Source organism: Neorhizobium sp. 2083 (assembly GCF_031455615.1).
GTDB lineage: Bacteria > Pseudomonadota > Alphaproteobacteria > Rhizobiales > Rhizobiaceae > Neorhizobium.
Map to the genome: position 1 here is coordinate 135,105 of NZ_JAVDTC010000011.1, position 17,224 is coordinate 152,328.

17 protein-coding genes are annotated in these 17,224 nt (G+C 64.3%); 15 read left to right on the plus strand and 2 right to left on the minus strand.

Annotation, left to right across the window (positions count from 1 at the left end; all coding sequences use genetic code 11):
* Positions 1–58: 58 nt before the first annotated feature.
* Positions 59–742 carry a GntR family transcriptional regulator gene (locus tag J2X76_RS29275; protein WP_113131001.1) on the minus strand — a complete coding sequence of 228 codons (684 nt, stop codon included), beginning with the start codon at positions 740–742 and terminating at the stop codon, positions 59–61.
* Positions 743–774: 32 nt separating this feature from the next.
* Positions 775–1,674 carry a dihydrodipicolinate synthase family protein gene (locus J2X76_RS29280; RefSeq protein WP_310221105.1) on the minus strand — a complete coding sequence of 300 codons (900 nt, stop codon included), beginning with the start codon at positions 1,672–1,674 and terminating at the stop codon, positions 775–777.
* Between the two features lie 247 nt (positions 1,675–1,921).
* Here J2X76_RS29280 and J2X76_RS29285 point away from each other — a divergent pair, with 247 nt between their 5' ends.
* From J2X76_RS29285 to J2X76_RS29355, 15 genes are all read left to right on the plus strand, one after another.
* A complete protein-coding gene (locus tag J2X76_RS29285) occupies positions 1,922–2,671 on the plus strand; it encodes a hypothetical protein (RefSeq protein WP_310221107.1) in 750 nt (249 codons plus the stop codon).
* A gap of 22 nt (positions 2,672–2,693) precedes the next feature.
* Positions 2,694–4,328, plus strand: coding sequence for an FGGY-family carbohydrate kinase (locus tag J2X76_RS29290; RefSeq protein ID WP_310221109.1), 1,635 nt, complete (start codon positions 2,694–2,696; stop codon positions 4,326–4,328).
* Positions 4,329–4,367: 39 nt separating this feature from the next.
* Positions 4,368–5,981, plus strand: a complete 1,614-nt coding sequence (locus tag J2X76_RS29295; protein WP_310221111.1) for a fucose isomerase — start codon at positions 4,368–4,370, stop codon at positions 5,979–5,981.
* A 132-nt stretch (positions 5,982–6,113) separates the two neighbouring features.
* Positions 6,114–6,992 carry a dihydrodipicolinate synthase family protein gene (locus J2X76_RS29300; RefSeq protein WP_310221112.1) on the plus strand — a complete coding sequence of 293 codons (879 nt, stop codon included), beginning with the start codon at positions 6,114–6,116 and terminating at the stop codon, positions 6,990–6,992.
* Positions 6,993–6,996: 4 nt separating this feature from the next.
* On the plus strand, positions 6,997–7,677 hold the full coding sequence (locus J2X76_RS29305; RefSeq protein ID WP_113285517.1) for a GntR family transcriptional regulator: 681 nt from the start codon (positions 6,997–6,999) through the stop codon (positions 7,675–7,677).
* Between the two features lie 50 nt (positions 7,678–7,727).
* On the plus strand, positions 7,728–9,059 hold the full coding sequence (locus tag J2X76_RS29310; RefSeq protein WP_310221115.1) for a sugar ABC transporter substrate-binding protein: 1,332 nt from the start codon (positions 7,728–7,730) through the stop codon (positions 9,057–9,059).
* Positions 9,059–9,994, plus strand: coding sequence for a carbohydrate ABC transporter permease (locus tag J2X76_RS29315; RefSeq protein ID WP_113131009.1), 936 nt, complete (start codon positions 9,059–9,061; stop codon positions 9,992–9,994). The genes J2X76_RS29310 and J2X76_RS29315 overlap by 1 nt, the downstream gene beginning before the upstream one ends.
* Positions 9,995–10,023: 29 nt before the next feature.
* Positions 10,024–10,845 carry a carbohydrate ABC transporter permease gene (locus tag J2X76_RS29320; RefSeq protein WP_310221184.1) on the plus strand — a complete coding sequence of 274 codons (822 nt, stop codon included), beginning with the start codon at positions 10,024–10,026 and terminating at the stop codon, positions 10,843–10,845.
* 81 nt (positions 10,846–10,926) lie between these two features.
* On the plus strand, positions 10,927–11,985 hold the full coding sequence (locus tag J2X76_RS29325) for a sn-glycerol-3-phosphate ABC transporter ATP-binding protein UgpC (RefSeq protein WP_310221117.1): 1,059 nt from the start codon (positions 10,927–10,929) through the stop codon (positions 11,983–11,985).
* A 71-nt stretch (positions 11,986–12,056) separates the two neighbouring features.
* Positions 12,057–13,568 (plus strand): UbiD family decarboxylase, encoded by a 1,512-nt coding sequence (locus J2X76_RS29330; RefSeq protein WP_310221119.1) that lies wholly within the window; start codon positions 12,057–12,059, stop codon positions 13,566–13,568.
* A 93-nt stretch (positions 13,569–13,661) separates the two neighbouring features.
* A complete protein-coding gene (gene ric / locus J2X76_RS29335) occupies positions 13,662–14,324 on the plus strand; it encodes an iron-sulfur cluster repair di-iron protein (protein WP_310221121.1) in 663 nt (220 codons plus the stop codon).
* A 54-nt stretch (positions 14,325–14,378) separates the two neighbouring features.
* Entirely contained in the window at positions 14,379–14,654 is a 276-nt protein-coding gene (locus J2X76_RS29340; RefSeq protein ID WP_113131013.1) for a DUF6522 family protein, read from the plus strand.
* Between the two features lie 142 nt (positions 14,655–14,796).
* Positions 14,797–15,306, plus strand: a complete 510-nt coding sequence (locus J2X76_RS29345) for an SCP2 domain-containing protein (RefSeq protein ID WP_113285524.1) — start codon at positions 14,797–14,799, stop codon at positions 15,304–15,306.
* Positions 15,297–16,274, plus strand: coding sequence for a peptidase U32 family protein (locus J2X76_RS29350; protein ID WP_113131015.1), 978 nt, complete (start codon positions 15,297–15,299; stop codon positions 16,272–16,274). The genes J2X76_RS29345 and J2X76_RS29350 overlap by 10 nt, the downstream gene beginning before the upstream one ends.
* A gap of 2 nt (positions 16,275–16,276) precedes the next feature.
* Positions 16,277–17,212 carry a U32 family peptidase gene (locus J2X76_RS29355; protein WP_310221124.1) on the plus strand — a complete coding sequence of 312 codons (936 nt, stop codon included), beginning with the start codon at positions 16,277–16,279 and terminating at the stop codon, positions 17,210–17,212.
* The last annotated feature ends 12 nt before the right edge of the window (positions 17,213–17,224 follow it).

The window sequence follows — 17,224 nt, forward strand, 5'->3', positions numbered from 1 at the left end:
GTTTTGGCGCCGCAGCGGTTGCGCGTACCGGAGCGAGGGAAATTCGAAGGGAGCCGCGTCAGAGCTCGATCGCCCGCTCTCGGGCATGCATGATGTGCCGGTCGATGGCGTCGCCAGCCGCATGCGCGTCGCGGGATTTGATGGCGTCGATGATCGCCAGATGGTCCGCAAACGCGGGCGGCAGGACCTGTTCGGAAAGGCTGATCCTGTCGAGCTTGATGAGCCGCATGCGGATCGCGTTGACGGCATAGGCCTGGATCAGCAGGTCGTTCTGGGTCGAATCGACGAGAAGGTTGTGAAACCCGTCATCGACCTTCTGGCCGCGCTCGAACACATCCGGCGACGGCGCGTTGCGGACCTCGTCGAGAATGGACTGGTGGAGTCTGGCCTGTTCGTCGAGGATGGCGTCGGGCATGCGCCGGACGGCGGTCAGCACCGCCTCGCGCTCCAGTGCCATGCGCACCTGGAAAGCCTGGCGAATGATCGAGAGATCGATCTGGGTGATCTGGATGCCCCGTTGCGGCATGACGACCAGAAGGCCTTCATATTGCAGCCGCGGCAGCAGCTCGCGCAACGCGCCGATCGAAAGGCCGAGCAGGGCGACGAGCTCCCGCTGGGACACGAACTGACCCGGCCGAAGCCGGCCGTCGAACAGCGCCTCGCGAAAACGGTCGTAGGCGACCTGTTTTACCGAGCGGAGCTCTGGCTGTTCGGTGCCGGGCGGTGCAGTACGTGCGCTCATCGGTCTCCTATCGCCGGCAGGCGCCGGGCGGGTCAAGCAGCGGCGCGATAACCCGTCCGCTCAAACAATTCAATGAGCATAACACGATCCCGCTGGTTGAGAGCAACCAGCGGCGGCACCGCATATGCTAGACTTTCGTCTTTGCGATAATGGGCAAGAGCGGCCTTGAGGGCAACGAGCGAACCGTAGGCATCCACTGCCTCGATGCGCCGCGACTGCTTCTCCAGACGACCGGCATCGTCGGGATTGTCGTAAAGCGCCCTCAGGTCGCTGGCAAAGACGTTCGGCATGCCGCCGATCATGCCGGCGCCGCCGGCCTTGACGAGGGTCGGCAGAACCCGGTCGTCGCCCGTGAACACGGCGAGCTCGGGGAAAGACTTCACCAGCATCAGCCCGTTATCGAGATCTCCGGTCGAATCCTTGATCCCGGCGATGCGACGACCGTGCTTGCGCAACAGGGACGCGATCAGCGGCTGCGTGAAGCGGATCCGGCTGAGCTGCGGAATGTTGTAGAGCACGAGATCGATTTGCGTCTGCGCCTTGGTCCGCTCGATCAGCGCATCGAAGAAAGCCGCGACGCCGTCCTCGCTCGCTCCATAATAGAAGGGCGGCAGTACGAGAGCCGCCCGGCAGCCAAGCTCTCCATAGGCGATCAGCGACGTGACCGCGTCATCGAAGCTGGCCGTCATGATCGCCGGCAGCTGGCGGCCCATGTCGACCCCTCCCGCCTTCAGGGTTTCGAGAGCCGCGAGCTTCTGGGCGGTCGAAAAGGAGGCACCCTCGCCTGTCGTCCCGAACGTCGAGATGAAGCTGCAGCCGTTTGCCAGGAGATGATCGACATGCGCCTTCAGCCGGATGGTATCGATACGGAAATCGGCCGTCACCGGCGTGACGGAGGCGGCGACAATGCCTTTCAGGGCAGCATTCGACATAATGGGCTCCTCGTTATAGGACTGATATAATCAGTATCATAATCAGTCGTCAAATGTCTATTTACATCAGTCCTCCGCTGCGGCATGTTGCGGCAGGATGGGATGGAGGAACGGATGCCCGACCACGGCAGGCGCTTTTTTAGGCGCGCCAAATCCATTGATTTTATTGGGATGCCCGAGAATTCGGCTATTGGTACTGATTGTGAACGCCACGCGGCGTCCATCTCGAACCAAGGAAACTGAGCCCATGCCTGATACGTCCACCGACACCCGCCCGACCCGCCTCGCGGATGCGATTCGCAATGCCATCCAGTCGAGGACCGTGCTCGATCCGGAACCTTTCCTGGGTCTGCCACTGGCGGATGCCTACGCGGTTCAGACCGACGTGTTTCGCGCGCTCGGCCAGCCGTTCAAGGGCGCCAAGCTGACCCTCAAGGGCGATTTCTGCCAGAGCGCGCCGCTCCTGTCCGTCAGCGAGGAAACCGCCCATGCCCACCAGCCGGGCATCTCGCTGGAGGTCGAACTTGCCTTCGTGCTAGGCAAGGATGTCGTGGCCCGCGACGGCCGCGTGACCCGCCAGGATATCGTCGACGCGATCGGCTCGGTGCGGATCGGCGTGGAGCTTCTCCGCAGCCGCTACCAGGGCGGCTCCCGGGGCGACCCGGCCCTCGCCGCGGCCGACATGATGAGCAATATCGGTTATGTCCTCGGCCCGTCGCTCGATCGGAGCCTGCTCGATGAGGGCGCATCGATCGGTCAGCTGTCGGTCATCATCAACGGACAGATCGGCTTCGACAAGCCCGCGGCGCATGCCGATGGCGATCCGCTGAAGACCATGGTCGTGCTGGCGAACCAGACGCAGCTCTCCTCCTTCTCCATGCTCAAGGCCGGACAGGTGATGACGACGGGGACGCTGTGCGGACTGATCCCGGTCGCGGAGCCGGGCAGGATCGAAGTGAACATGGGCGGGCAACAATTCGTCCTCGACCTGAACTGAGGCGACATCGGGGGATTTGGCGATGACGTATTTCGTGGGCGTCGATGTCGGCACGGGCAGTGCGCGGGCGGGCGTGTTCGACGCGGCCGGCCGGCTGCTGGGATCGGCATCGCGGCCGATCGCGACATTGAAGCCAGCGGAAGATTTCGTCGAACAGTCGTCCCGCGACATATGGCACGCGGTATGCGATTGCGTGCGCCGCGCCTGCGCCGAAGCAGCGATCGATGTCGGCAAGGTCGCCGGCATCGGCTTCGACGCCACCTGCTCGCTGGTCGTGGTGGATGAGGACGGCGGACCGGTGACGGTCAGCCCGACCGACGAGGACGACTGGAACGTCATCGTCTGGATGGACCACCGGGCGATCGGCGACGCGCAAGCCATCAACGGCTTCGGCGGACGGGTGCTCGATTATGTCGGCGGCGTCATCTCCCCGGAAATGGAAATGCCCAAGCTCCGCTGGCTGAAGCGGGAAATGCCGGCAAGCTGGGCGCGCGCCGCCGCCTTCTTCGACCTGCCGGATTGGCTGGTCCATCGGGCCAGCGGCTCACAAACCCGCTCGCTCTGCAGCACGGTCTGCAAATGGACCTATCTCGGCCAGGAAGGGTTGAGCGGGGAAGGTTGGGGGCGGGGTTTCCTCGAGACGATAGGCCTCGGCGACCTGGCGAAGGACGGCTTCGCGGCCATCGGGCAGCGGTTCGCCGCGCCCGGTGACAAGGTCGGCGTGCTGTCGGCCAGGGCAGCGGCAGAACTCGGCCTGCCGGAGGGGGTGGCGGTGGCCGCGAGCCTGATCGATGCCTATTCCGGCGCCCTCGGCACGCTCGGTGTCGGCATGGAACATGGCCCTCTCGACACCCGCCTGGCCCTGATCGCCGGCACCTCTTCCTGCCACATCACCGTCAGCCCGGAATCGCCCTTCGTGCCGGGCGTCTGGGGCCCCTATTATTCCGTGCTGCTCTCCGGCCTCTGGGCCAACGAGGCGGGTCAGTCCGCTGCCGGCGCCCTGATCGACAGGGTGATCGACGGCCATGGCGCCGCAGCCGAGGCGAAAAGGCTTGCATCCGAAAAGGGCGTCAGCCTTTTCGACCTGCTGGACCGGCGTCTGGAAGCCATGGCGACGGAAGGCGACGAGGGAGAAACCGCGCTCCTGACGGCCGGCCGTCATGTCCAGCCGGATTTCCACGGCAACCGCTCGCCGCTTGCCGATCCGCTGCGCAAGGGCGCGATCGTCGGGCTCTCGCTCGATAGCGGCGTCGACGACCTCGCCCTCGATTACCTGGCCACGCTGCAGGCCCTTGCCTATGGCACCCGCCACATCATCGAGGAGATGCGCGCCAACGGCGTGACGGTCGAGACCCTGGTGGTGAGCGGCGGGCTTGCCCAGAGCCGCCTCTTCCTGCGCGAACATGGCGACGCCACCGGCTGCCTGATCGTCGTGCCAGACCAGAAGGAACCGGTGCTCGCCGGCAGCGCCATGCTCGGTGCAGTGGCTGCGGGCCACTACGCCGACCTGCCCCAAGCCATGGCCGCGATGAGTGGCGAAGGCACGGTGGTCGAACCGCGCGGCGGCGAAATCGCCGCCTACCATGACCGCAAATACCGGGTCTTCCGCCGCATGCAGGAGGACTTTGCCGCCTATGCGGCGCTGATGGCGGGATAACGACGACCAGCCGGTTCGTGATCGAATGAGGATGAGGATATGACGAAGGAAATTGCGCTCTTTGCCAGCGGCGACCTGCGGCTCAGCGCCAACCAGCAATGCTGGGCGGCCCAGGAGGCAATGGAGAAAAAGCTCGCTGACGTGCTCGCCGGGATGGGTTACGCCGTCAGGCGCGCCCATCCCTACAAGCCGGAGGAAAAGCATGGTTTCCTCTCGTCCCAGCGCGAGGGCATGGATGCCTTCGCGGCGATCGACCCGGATGTGCCGGTGATCGTCGCCGAAGCCGTCTGGCAATATTCCCACCACGTGCTCGCGGGCCTGACCTCGCACAAGGGACCGATCCTCACGGTCGCCAACTGGTCCGGCCAATGGCCGGGCCTAGTCGGCATGCTGAACCTCAACGGATCGCTGACCAAGGCCGGTGTCCCCTATTCCACCCTCTGGAGCGAAGCCTTCGACGATACCTTCTTCCTCGACGGGTTGAAGGAATGGCTGGAGACGGAAACGATCCGGCACGACGCGTCCCATGTGACGCCCCTCGATGCCGCGGCCCTGCCCGCCGACCTCAAGGCGCTGGCGAGAGAGATCGCCGACGATTTCCGCCGCAACAAGGTCATCCTCGGCATTTTCGACGAGGGCTGCATGGGCATGTACAACGCCATCATTCCCGACGAACTGCTGATGCCGCTCGGCATCTTCAAGGAGCGCCTGTCGCAATCCAGCCTCTATTACGCCACCACCCAGGTGCCGGTCGAGGAAGGCAGGGCCATCTACCGGGACCTCGTCGCCAAGGGCATGACCTTCCATCTCGGCTCGGATCCGAAGACCGAGCTGACCGAGACGCAGGTGATCGACCAGTGCCGCATGTACATCGCCGCGGTCCGCATGGCGGAAGAGTTCGGCTGCGAGGCGATCGGAATCCAGTATCAGCAGGGGCTGAAGGATCTTCTCCCCGCCTCCGACCTGGTGGAAGGCATCCTCAACGATGACGGCCGGCCGGATGTCAGGAACAGGCGTGGACAGGTGATCCGCAAGGGCCAGGCGATCGTCCACTTCAACGAGGTGGACGAATGCGCCGGCCTCGACGGACTGATGACCAACCGGCTGCACCGCGCGCTCGGCCAGCCGGTCGAGAACACCTTGCACGACCTGCGCTGGGGCGACCGCGACGCCTCCGGCTCCGTCGACGATTTCGTCTGGGTGTTCGAGATTTCCGGCGCGGTTCCCCCGTCGCATAACGAGGGCGGCTGGGCCGGCTCAGACAGCCTGCGTCAGCCGGCGATGTTCTTCCCGGCCGGCGGCGGCACGCTGCGCGGCATCGCCCGCCCGGGCGAGATCGTCTGGTCGCGCGTCTTCGTCGAGGACAGCAGGCTGAAGATGGATATCGGCCGCGGCCGGGCCATTTCCCTGCCGAGGCAGGAAACCGAACGCCGCTGGAAATCCACCAACGAACAATGGCCGATGATGCACGGCGTGCTGACCGGTGTCAGCCGCGACCAGATGATGGCCCGCCACAAGGCGAACCACATCCAGGTCGCCTATGCCAACTCGCCGCGCGAAGCCGATCGCGCCGCCCTTGCCAAGGCCGCGTTGGCTGCGGAACTCGGGATCGAGGTGAGTTTCTGCGGCCAGAGCCAGAGCCGGTTGGCTTGAGCGCAGAGGACAAACCGGCCACCTAGTTTCTCCAGCCCGCATTCCGCGCAAATCCCCTAAAATACCTAGTTGATTTCTGACATGTCAGTATGCCAATGTTAATTCCAACACTGGGAGGATAGATAATCCAATATGAGGTTCGGGCTCTCCGTCGCACTCGCGACTCCTTTTGACAAAGACGGCCGGATTGCGCTCGACGCCATGGTCGCCCAGGCTCGCCGCAGCCTGGATGCCGGCTGCGCCAGCGCCACGATCTTCGGCACGACCGGCGAAGGCTGCTCGATCGGCAATCGTGAGCGGGAGGCGGTCCTTTCCGCCATGATTTCGGGCGGCATCGCGCCGCATCAGATGGTGGCAGGCGTGCTCGTCGATGCGGCGGAGGATGCCGCCGAACAGGCCGCGCACGCCCTGTCCAGGGGAGCGCGCAACATCCTGCTGGCGCCGCCATCCTATTTCAAGAATGTCAGCGAGGAAGGCCTGTTCGGCTGGTACTCCGCCGTGTTCGGGCTTCTGGGCGACAAGGCCCGCGACATCATCGTCTACCACATCCCCTCGGTCACGATGGTGCCGCTGAGCCACGCGCTGATCGGCCGGCTCCGCCAGGCATTTCCCGGCGTCGTCACCGGCGTGAAGGATTCCGGCGGCGAATGGGCTTTCACCGAAAAGCTGCTCAAGGACCATGGCGACCTCATCATCCTGATCGGTGACGAGCGGCATCTGGCCCAGGGCGTGCGCCTCGGCGGACAGGGCGCGATTTCGGGCGTCGCGAATTTCGCCCCGCGCGAAGTCCGCCGCATGGCCGTCGATGGCGAGGACGATCAGCGGATCGTCGATCTCGTCCTCGAATTGCTGAAATATCCCGTGACCCCGGCCGTCAAGGCGATGATCGCCCATCTGTCGGGCGATCCGTCCTGGCTGAGGGTGCGGCCGCCGCTTCTGTCGATCACGGAAGAAGGACAGCGCCTCCTGGGTTCGGCTTTCGACACCCTGTTCCGTTCGAAGGCGGCCTGAGGTCATGGATCAGGCGCGCCCCACGGAAAGTCCGGTCGAGGAGCCGTCGACGCTGAGGGAGAAGGCTTACGAGAGCTTCACGCGCCATCTTCTGGCCCGTGACGTTCGCCCGGGCCAGTTCGTCTCGCAGCGCCGGCTGGTGGAACTGACCGGCCTGACGCTCGGCGCCATCCGTGAACTCGTTCCGAGGCTGGAGGCCGAGGGGCTGATCAAGACCGTACCGCAACGCGGCCTGCAGATCGCCCATATCGACCTGAACCTCATCCGTGAGGCCTTCCAGCTTCGGCTTTTTCTCGAAAAGGAGGCCGTCGCGCTCTTCGTGCATACGGCTTCCGAAGAGACGGTCGGGAAACTGCTGAGGGAGCATCGCGAGATCGCCGAGGCGATCCAGGGCGGCAATGACAGCCGGGAGCTGGAACTGCGCGCGCAGGCCGTCGACTGGGGCATGCACGACGCCTTCATCGACGCGCTCGGCAACACGATCATCTCGAACGTCTACCGGGTCAATTCCATCAAGATGCGGCTGATCAGGCAGGAGCGGTTCCGCATCGACGGCCGGGTCGGCCCCGTCATGAGCGAGCATCTGAAAGTGCTCGAAGCGATCGAGCGGCGCTCCGTGGAGGAAGCGGTCGCGGCACTCATCGCCCATATCAATCACGCGAGGGATCGCGCGATCAGACTTTAGAAAAAGCAGCCGGAGACAAGGGTATCCGGCACAATAGGAGGAGGAATAGCATGTCATCTTCGTTCTGGAATCCCACCCGCCGCGGCTTCCTGGCCGGCTCGGCCGCGCTCGGCGCAGCCGGACTGGTCGGTTCGCGCCCGGCGTCGGCGGCCGTCGACTGGAAGCGCTTCAACGGCACGACGCTGGAAGTGAACCTCGTCAAGAGCCCGCGCGGCGACACCATCATCAAGTACCTGGCCGAGTTCGAGGCCCTGACCGGCATCAAGGTCAATGCCGAAGCTACCCCGGAACAGCAGCAACGCCAGAAGGCGACGATCGAGCTCTCGTCCGGCAAGCCGAGCTTCGACGTCATCCATCTGAGCTACCACGTCCAGAAGCGCCAGTTCGAAAAGGGCGGCTGGCTTGCCGATATCAGCGGCTTCCTGAAGGATCCGTCGCTCACCGACCCGTCGCTGACGGAAAGTGATTTCGCCGAGGCCGGCCTCACCTTTGCCAAGGACAAGGACGGCAAGCTGCGCTCCCTGCCCTTCTCGGTCGATTACTGGATCGTCTACTGGAACAAGGAACTCTTCGAGAAGAAGGGCCTCGCCTACCCGAAGACCTTCGATGAGATGGCGGCGGCAGCCGAAGCGCTGACCGACAAGAGCACCAATACCTACGGTTTCGTCGCCCGCGGCCTGAAGAACGCCAACGTTCCGGTCTGGACGACGCTCATGCTCGGTTACGGCGCGACGCCGCTCGGTCCGGATGGCAAGCTGCGCACGACCTCCGACGAGGCCGTCGAAGCTGCCAAGCTCTACCAGCGCCTGATGACCAAGTCGGCACCGGCCGGCATTTCCGGCTTCAACTGGGCGGAATCCCAGTCGGCCTTCCTGCAGGGCAAGGTCGGCATGTGGCTGGATGGCGTCGGCTTCGCCCCGCCGCTCGAAGACCCGACCAAGTCCCGCGTGGTCGGTAAGGTCGGCTACGGCGTCATGCCGAAGGGACCGAAGGCGCAGGCAGCCGCCACCACCGGCGACGGCATCGCCGTCACCGCGGCCAGCCAGAAAAAGGAAGCGGCCTATCTGTTCTGCCAGTGGGTCATCTCCAAGGAGATGGGCGCACGCTTGCTGCAGGCCGGTGCCGGCGTTCCCTTCCGCCAGTCGATCCTCGCCGATGCGGAAGTCCGCAAGGGTGTCACGATGCCGGGCGCCTGGGTGGATGCGGTCGCCGCGTCCGGCAAGGTCTCGCAGCTCGCGCTGCCGGTCATCATTCCGGTCACGGAATTCCGCGACATCTACGGCGTCGGCCTGACCAACATGATCGGCGGCGCCGACCCTGCGACGGAACTGAAGACCGCAACGGCGCAGTTCGAACCGGTCCTTGCCAAGAGCGAGGGATAATGGCCTCCGTGAGCATCGAAACAGCACGGACGGAAACCGGTAACAAGGGGAGCAAGCCGAGCCGGCTTGCTCCCAACTACTGGCCTTTCGTTGTTCCGGCCCTGATCGTCATCGGCGCGGTCATCGTCTTCCCGTGGGTTTTCACCCTCTGGATGAGCGTGAACAGCTGGACGCTGGGACAGGAACAGACCTTTGCCGGATTGGACAACTACATCCGGCTGGCGACCGATTTCCGCTTCTGGGAATCGCTCTGGCACACGCTGATCTTCACGGTGCTGGCGGTCGTGGCGCCGCTGTTTCTCGGTACGCTCGCAGCCCTGATTTTCGATGCACAGTTCCCGGGGAGGGGTTTCCTGCGCGGCGTCTTCGTCATGCCGATGATGGCGACCCCGGTCGCCATCGCCCTCGTCTGGACCATGATGTTCCACCCGCAGCTCGGCGTGCTCAACTATCTCCTGTCGCTGGTCGGCATCGGCCCGCAGGAATGGATCTATAACCGCTACAGCGTCATCCCCTCGCTGGTCCTCGTCGAGACCTGGCAATGGACGCCGCTGATCATGCTGATCGTGCTCGGCGGCCTCGCCGCCCTCCCGCGCGAACCCTATGAAAGCGCCGAGATCGACGGCGCCAACGCCTGGCAGAAATTCCGCTACCTGACGCTTCCGATGATCGCGCCTTTCCTGATGATCGGCGTCATCATCCGCTCGATCGACGCGATCAAGAGCTTCGACATCATCTACGCGATGACGCAGGGCGGGCCGGGCACGGCGTCCGAGACGATCAACATCTACCTCTACAACACCGCCTTCTCCTATTACGACATCGGCTACGGCTCGGCGATGGCGGTCGTCTTCTTCGTCATCATCGTCGCGCTCTCCTTCGCTCTGATGATGGTGCGCGCACGGGCGAACTGGTCGGACATGGAGACGCGCTGATGGAACGCACCCCCCTCAAACGCCCGTTTATCAAACGCAGGACGCTCGATCGCGTCGGCCTTCTGTTCGCGGCCCTCGTCATGGTGTCGCCGGTCGTGCTGTTCTTCCTCTGGATGATCTCGCTGTCGCTCAAATACGAGATCGACAACGGCGCCTACCCGCCGATCCTCATTCCGGAAAACTTTGCCTGGGCGAACTATGTGCAGGTGTTCAAGGAGAACAACTTCTTCCTTTATTTCTGGAACTCAGTGCTGGTCACCGGCGCGGCCACCCTGCTGGCGCTGATCATCGGCGTGCCGGCCGGCTACGGCATCGCCCGGCTGAAGGCCGAGAAGGCGGCGATCGTCATCATGATCGCCCGCATGACACCCGGCCTCTCCTTCCTCATTCCGCTCTTCCTGCTGTTCCAGTGGCTGAACCTGCTCGGCACGCTGTGGCCGCAGATCATCATCCATCTCGTCGTCACCGTGCCGATCGTCGTGTGGATCATGATCGGGTATTTCGAAACGACGCCGATGGAACTCGAGGAGGCCGCCAGCATCGACGGCGCCACGCCCTGGCAGGTGTTCCGCCTCGTGGCCTTGCCGATCGCCAAGCCCGGCATCGTGGTCGCCTTCATCCTGGCGCTGATCTTCTCCTGGAACAACTTCGTTTTCGGCATCGTGCTCGCCAGCCGCACCACGCGAACGCTGCCGGTCGCCGTCTACAACATGCTTTCCTTCGAACAGGTCAGCTGGGGGCCGCTCGCCGCCGCTGCGCTGATCGTCACCCTCCCCGTGCTGGTACTCACCATGTTCGCCCAGAAGCAGATCGTCGCGGGCCTGACGGCCGGCGCGGTCAAGGGCGGCTGAACATCGCATGGCGCCCGAAAGTGGAAGCCGGTTTCGGGACAACGCCATGCGCCGGCGCAAAGACAAACAGGATTGAATTTCATGGCAACCGTCACTCTCCAGAACATCCAGAAGCGCTTCGGCGCGGTCAACGTCATCGAGAACCTCAGCGTCGATATCGCCGACGGCGAATTCGTGGTTCTCGTCGGCCCCTCGGGCTGCGGCAAGTCCACGCTGCTGCGCATGGTCGCCGGCCTCGAAGAGGTCAGCGGCGGCGAGATCCTCATCGGCGCACGCGAGGTCAGCAACCTGCCGGCCCGCGACCGCGACATCGCCATGGTTTTCCAGAATTACGCGCTCTATCCGCATATGACGGTGGAGGACAACATGGGCTTCGCGCTGAAGCTCAAGAAGGCTGATCCCGCCGATACCGCGGAACGGGTGAAGAAGGCGGCTGCGATCCTCGGCCTGGAAAACCTGCTCGACCGCTACCCTCGCCAGCTTTCCGGCGGCCAGCGCCAGCGCGTCGCCATGGGCAGGGCGATCGTCCGCAATCCCCAGGTGTTTCTCTTCGACGAGCCGCTGTCGAACCTCGACGCCAAGCTGCGCGTGGTGATGCGCAGCGAGATCAAGGCCATGCACCAGCGCATCGGCACGACGACCATCTACGTGACACACGACCAGATCGAGGCGATGACCATGGCCGACAAGATCGTCGTCTTGCACGACGGCAATATCGAGCAGGTCGGCGCCCCGCTGGAACTCTACGACCGGCCGGCCAACCTCTTCGTTGCCGGTTTCATCGGATCGCCGGCCATGAACTTTTTGGACGGCAGGATCGAAGAAGGCGTTTTCCGCACCGACAAGGGGCTGATCCTGCCGCTCCCGGCGGACCTTTCCCCCGCCAGCGCGGGCGGCCGTCCGCTCGTATACGGCATCAGGCCGGAGCACATCCGCGCCAGCGACCAGGGCATCCAGGGCCGAGCGACCATCGTCGAAGGCACCGGCTCGGAAATCTTTGCCAAGCTCGATTGCGGCGGCGAGCAACTCTCATGCCTTTTCCGCGAGCGCATCGACATCCGCTTCGGCGACACGGTGGGCGTCTCGATCGACGAGAAACGGGTCCATCTCTTCGACAAGGCAACCGGCCAGAGGCTCTGAGGGACCCGGGCGGCGTCAGGCCGTTTGCGCGAGCGCAAAGACAGCCGTCTCTTTCCCATCAATCTGGGGGGATGAAAGCAGATGTCCCGATTCCCCGCCGCTACGCCAATCTTGAGGATTTTGCCGCCCTGCTGGAAAGCAGGGGCCGGCTGAAGCGGATATCGCAGCCCGTCTCGCTGGTTCACGAGATCACCGAGATCCACCGCCGGGTGCTTCTGGAGGAAGGACCGGCTCTGCTCTTCGAAAAACCGGTCGATGCCCGCGGCAATACGCTCGCAATACCGCTTCTCGCCAATCTGTTCGGAACCCGCGAGAGGATCGAGTGGGGCCTGGGGCTCGCAGCCGGCGGCATTTCCGGCCTTGCCGATTTCCTCGGCGAATTGCGCGAGCCGCGGCCGCCGAAATCGATGCGCGATGCATGGCGGAAGCTTCCGCAGCTGAAGGCGGCGCTCGCGCTGAACCCCCGTCCAGTCTCGAACGCGCCATGCCAGGAGATCGTCTGGCAAGGCGCTGATCTCGATCTCGACCGGCTGCCGATCCAGTCCTGCTGGCCCGATGAGCCCGCCCCCCTCGTCACCTGGCCGCTGGTGATCACGCAGGCGCCGGACGATCCGACGGATGTCAATGTCGGCGTCTACCGGATGCAGAAACTCGGCAAGGACCGCCTGATCATGCGCTGGCTCGCCCATCGCGGCGGTGCCAGACACCACAGGATGTGGCAGGCGCTCGGGCGCGACATGCCGGTGGCGGTCGTCATCGGCGCCGATCCGGCGACGATCCTCGCCGCCGTCATGCCGCTGCCGGACGCGATCAGCGAATTGAATTTCGCCGGCGTGCTGAAAGGCAGGCGTCAGCAGGTCGCGCCCGGATTTTCGGTGCCGCTGCCGGTTCCCGCAGAGGCGGAGATCGTCCTCGAGGGCACGGTTTCCGCCACCGAGACGGCCGAGGAAGGTCCCTACGGCGACCACACCGGTTATTACAACGCCGTCGAGCGTTTCCCGGTGCTTTCGCTTTCGGCGATCACCATGCGCCGCAATCCGCTTTATCTTTCCACCTACACAGGCCGCCCTCCCGATGAACCGTCGCGGCTCGGCGAAGCCATGAACGAGCTCTTTATCCCGCTGGTCAGGCGCCAGTTCCCCGAGATCCGCGATCTCTGGCTGCCGCCTGAAGCCTGTTCCTATCGGACCATGGTGGTTTCGATCGACAAGCGCTATCCGGGCCATGCCCGGCGGATCATGATGGGTCTCTGGTCGATGCTGCCGCAGTTCAGCTACACCAAGCTGATCATCGTCGTGGATCCCGACATCGATGTCCGAAACTGGCCGGATGTCATGTGGGCGGTTTCCACTCGCTTCGATGCCAGCCGCGACCTCATGGTCGTCGACAATACGCCGATCGACTACCTCGACTTCGCCTCTCCGCAATCGGGCCTCGGCGGCAAGCTCGGGCTGGACGCTACGACCAAGATCGGTTCCGAGACGACCCGGGAATGGGGGCGGGTTCTCGAAATGTCTCCCGAGATCATCGAAAAGGTCGACCGGATATGGGCCTCGCTCGGCCTCGGCGAGGGCTCGTCATGACACATCATTTGCGGAGCACCGAGCCGAAGCTGCCCGCCGGCCAATCGCCGACGCCAAACCAATCCCGAAACCATCATCGACGAGGAGTACATCATGACTGACATTGCCCCGGACACGACGGTCGCAGCGATCGCCACGGAACTGCCGGGAGCCGCAGAACTTTTCCGCCGGCACAGCATCAGCTTCTGCTGCGGCGGCGATATACCGCTCTCCATGGCCGCAGAGCAGGCAGGCCTCGCGCCGGCCGCGCTGATCGCCGATCTCAAGGCCCTCGAACAGGCATCGGGACGGGATGCGCCGCAGGAAACATTGGCGTTGATCGCGCACATTCTCACCAGATATCACGCCGCCCATCGCGAGGAACTGGACTGGCTCATTCCTCTCGCCCGGAAAGTCGAGCGCGTACACGCCAGCCACCCCTCCGCTCCGATCGGACTTTCCGAGATATTGGCACAGGTCCGCGACGAACTCGAAGACCACATGATCAAGGAGGAGCAGATGCTCTTTCCGATGATGCGACGCGGAGGCAGCGCCATGATTGCCCATCCGATCGCCGAAATGCGAAACGAACACGAGGATGAGGCGCAGCATCTGCAGACGATCGAGCATGTGACGCGCGGCCTTACCCTGCCCGACGACGCCTGCAGATCGTGGACGGCGCTTTATACGGGGCTGCGCAAATTCACCGATGACCTCGTCGTCCATATGCATCTCGAAAACGAAGTGCTGTTTCCGAGATTTCAACCGGTATCGTAGAACGTGGAGGAAGCGGCGAACCTCGCCGCGACATCGTCGATCTGAGGAGGAGCGATGCATATCGAATGTGACCCGAACGGCGACTTTATCCTGGAATCCGGCGAGATCGCCGCCCGGTTTGGGCTTTCCCGCGACGATTTCCGGCTGAGAATTCGCCAAGGTCTCGTGACGAGCACGGTCGAGCGGGGCGAAGCCGAGGATATCGGAACGTCCCGCCTGAGCGTTCGTCTCGGAAACCGCCTGTGGCGCGCCGTCCTGAACGGCGAAGGCGAGGTTCAGAACGAAACCGTGACCTTCGTTCGCGGGAGAGGCCGATCCGGCGGCTCCTGACGCCGACGCGGCCGCCCACGGGCGTCCTTCGGTCAGCCCTGCCGGTTCTCTCGAAAGAACCGTCATCCTCTTTGCGCCAGGTCAAACACGGTAATCCCCGCAGCCGATAGCCTGCATCCGCATATTGCCAGGATGCATGAATATGGAATTTCCCCGCTTGCTCGCCGTCCCCCTGAACTACATGCCGCTGGCGGCGATCGAACGAGCGACGGGATTGCTGTTCACGCGGGTCCTGAAGGAACATCCGGACCTGTTCGAGCGGCTGGGCGAATACAGGGCGAAGCGCTTTGCTTTTCTTCCGAGCGACCTGCCGCTTGCCTTCATCGTGGAGCCGGCAGGGCCATCCATCCGCGTGATGCGCAAACCGGCAACGCAGGACCTCGCCGATGCTTCCGTCGAGGGGCCGCTCTTTCTGCTGCTTGCGCTGCTCGAAGGCCGCTGCGATGCGGATGCGCTGTTCTTCTCCCGCGACCTTTCCGTCACCGGCGACATGGAGGCGATGCTGGCGATGCGCAATGCGCTCGATGGCGCCGACATCGATCTCCCGCGCGACCTGTCGAAGCTCGCCGGTCCTCTTGCGCCCCTCTTCGGACGGATGGCGCAAGACGTCCGGCGCCGTGCATTGAACAACGAGACCTCTTCATGGAACTGATCTGCCCCGCCGGAACGCCGGCCGCCTTTCGCGAGGCCGTCGATGCAGGCGCCGACGCCGTCTATTGCGGCTTCCGCGACGAAACCAACGCCCGCAATTTTCCCGGCCTCAATTTCAGCCGCGACGAACTGCGGGACGCCATTGCCTACGCCCGCCGGCATGGCACCCAGACCTTCGTCGCCCTCAACACCTTCATGCGCGCCGGCGACGAGGAAATCTGGTATCGCGCCGCCGCGGACGCCGTCGCCCTCAGGGCCGATGCGCTGATCCTCGCGGATTTCGGCCTGATGGCGCATGTGGCCGAGCGTTATCCCGAGCAGCGCCTGCATGTCTCGGTCCAGGCTTCCGCCTCGAATGTCGATGCGATCAACTTCCTCGTCGACGCCTTCCATGCCAGGCGCGTCGTCCTGCCGCGAACGCTCACCATTGCCGACATCGCCCGTATCGCGCCAAAGATCCGCTGCGAGATCGAGGTTTTTGTGTTCGGCGGGCTCTGCGTCATGGCAGAAGGCCGCTGCTCCCTCTCCTCCTACGCGACGGGGAAGTCGCCGAACATGAACGGCGTCTGCTCGCCGGCAAGCCATGTGCGCTACCGCCAGGAGGGCAAGGAACTGGTTTCCGAACTCGGAAACTATACGATCAACCGCTTTCCTGCCGGCGAAGCGGCGGGCTATCCCACGCTGTGCAAGGGCCGTTTCGACATTGCCGACAGCCCCGCCTACGCGTTCGAGGACCCGGTTTCCCTCGATGTGATGGGCGAGATCGACGCACTTTCGGCAGCGGGCGTCAGCGCCCTGAAGATCGAAGGCCGCCAGCGCGGCAAGGCCTATGTCGCCGAAGTCGTCTCGACCCTGAAAAAGGCCCTGTCGGTGAGCCCCGCCCAGCGAGCGCCCCTGCTCGCGCGCCTGCGCGGCCTGAGCGAAGGCCAGAAGACCACGTCGGGCGCCTATGAGAAGCGCTGGAGATGAGCATGAGCCGCACCACTTCCCCATCCCTGACGATGGGACCCGTCTATTATCTCTGGGACGGCCCCAAATGGCGCGATTTCCATTTCCGCATCGCCGACGAGGCGCCGGTCGATCGGGTGGTGATCGGCGAGACCGTCTGTTCCAAGCGCCAGCATTTCATCGAGCCGCATATCGCCGAGGTCATCGAGAGGCTGGAAGCCGCCGGCAAGACCGTGGTCCTCTCGACGTTGTCGCTCGTCACCCTGGAGCGGGAGAGCCGGCAGATCCGGGAGCTCGTCGCCGACAGCGAACACCTGATCGAGGCCAACGACCTCTCCGCCCTCGGCCTGCTGAACGGCAGGCCCCACAGCATCGGTCCGCTGGTCAATGTCTATAACGCGCCGACGGCCAGGCTGCTTGCCGGACGCGGAGCGAACAGCATCTGCCTGCCGCCAGAATTGCCCTTCACGTCGGTCGAGAAGATCGTCGCCGAGGCGCCGGCCATCGCATTCGAGGTCTTCGCCTTCGGCCGCATGCCGCTCGCCACCTCCGCGCGATGCGCGCATGCGAGGTCCAAGGGCAGGATCAAGGACAATTGCCAGTTCGTCTGCGGCGAAGACCCGGACGGACTGCCGGTGAAGACCCTCGACCGGCAATCATTCCTCGCGCTCAACGGTGTGCAAACCGTGTCGCACACCTGCCAGGCCCTGCTGGGCGAACTCGCCGGCCTCACCGCCTGCGGCATCTCGGCGATCCGCCTGTCGCCGCAGGACTGCGACATGGTGGCGGTCGCAAAGCTCTATCGCGCCGTGCTCGACGACGCGCTGGACGCGGACGAGGCGATCATGCAGCTGCGCGAAATCTATCCGGCGGCTCCGTTGTCGAACGGTTTTCACCATGCCCGCGAAGGGGCGGCCTGGGTCGCACGTGCCCGCGATACGGCCCATGGGCAAGCTTGAGGGACTACGGCG

Bases quoted from the DNA above. Each gene is read 5' to 3' on its own strand.
- J2X76_RS29275 (WP_113131001.1), bottom strand. From the start codon at position 742: ATGAGCGCACGTACTGCACCGCCCGGCACCGAACAGCCAGAGCTCCGC.
- J2X76_RS29310 (WP_310221115.1), top strand. From the start codon at position 7,728: ATGTCATCTTCGTTCTGGAATCCCACCCGCCGCGGCTTCCTGGCCGGC.
- J2X76_RS29300 (WP_310221112.1), top strand. From the start codon at position 6,114: ATGAGGTTCGGGCTCTCCGTCGCACTCGCGACTCCTTTTGACAAAGAC.
- ric (WP_310221121.1), top strand. From the start codon at position 13,662: ATGACTGACATTGCCCCGGACACGACGGTCGCAGCGATCGCCACGGAA.
- J2X76_RS29340 (WP_113131013.1), top strand. From the start codon at position 14,379: ATGCATATCGAATGTGACCCGAACGGCGACTTTATCCTGGAATCCGGC.
- J2X76_RS29345 (WP_113285524.1), top strand. From the start codon at position 14,797: ATGGAATTTCCCCGCTTGCTCGCCGTCCCCCTGAACTACATGCCGCTG.
- J2X76_RS29295 (WP_310221111.1), top strand. From the start codon at position 4,368: ATGACGAAGGAAATTGCGCTCTTTGCCAGCGGCGACCTGCGGCTCAGC.
- J2X76_RS29330 (WP_310221119.1), top strand. From the start codon at position 12,057: ATGAAAGCAGATGTCCCGATTCCCCGCCGCTACGCCAATCTTGAGGAT.
- J2X76_RS29280 (WP_310221105.1), bottom strand. From the start codon at position 1,674: ATGTCGAATGCTGCCCTGAAAGGCATTGTCGCCGCCTCCGTCACGCCG.
- J2X76_RS29355 (WP_310221124.1), top strand. From the start codon at position 16,277: ATGAGCCGCACCACTTCCCCATCCCTGACGATGGGACCCGTCTATTAT.
- J2X76_RS29290 (WP_310221109.1), top strand. From the start codon at position 2,694: ATGACGTATTTCGTGGGCGTCGATGTCGGCACGGGCAGTGCGCGGGCG.
- J2X76_RS29305 (WP_113285517.1), top strand. From the start codon at position 6,997: ATGGATCAGGCGCGCCCCACGGAAAGTCCGGTCGAGGAGCCGTCGACG.
- J2X76_RS29285 (WP_310221107.1), top strand. From the start codon at position 1,922: ATGCCTGATACGTCCACCGACACCCGCCCGACCCGCCTCGCGGATGCG.
- J2X76_RS29315 (WP_113131009.1), top strand. From the start codon at position 9,059: ATGGCCTCCGTGAGCATCGAAACAGCACGGACGGAAACCGGTAACAAG.
- J2X76_RS29350 (WP_113131015.1), top strand. From the start codon at position 15,297: ATGGAACTGATCTGCCCCGCCGGAACGCCGGCCGCCTTTCGCGAGGCC.
- J2X76_RS29325 (WP_310221117.1), top strand. From the start codon at position 10,927: ATGGCAACCGTCACTCTCCAGAACATCCAGAAGCGCTTCGGCGCGGTC.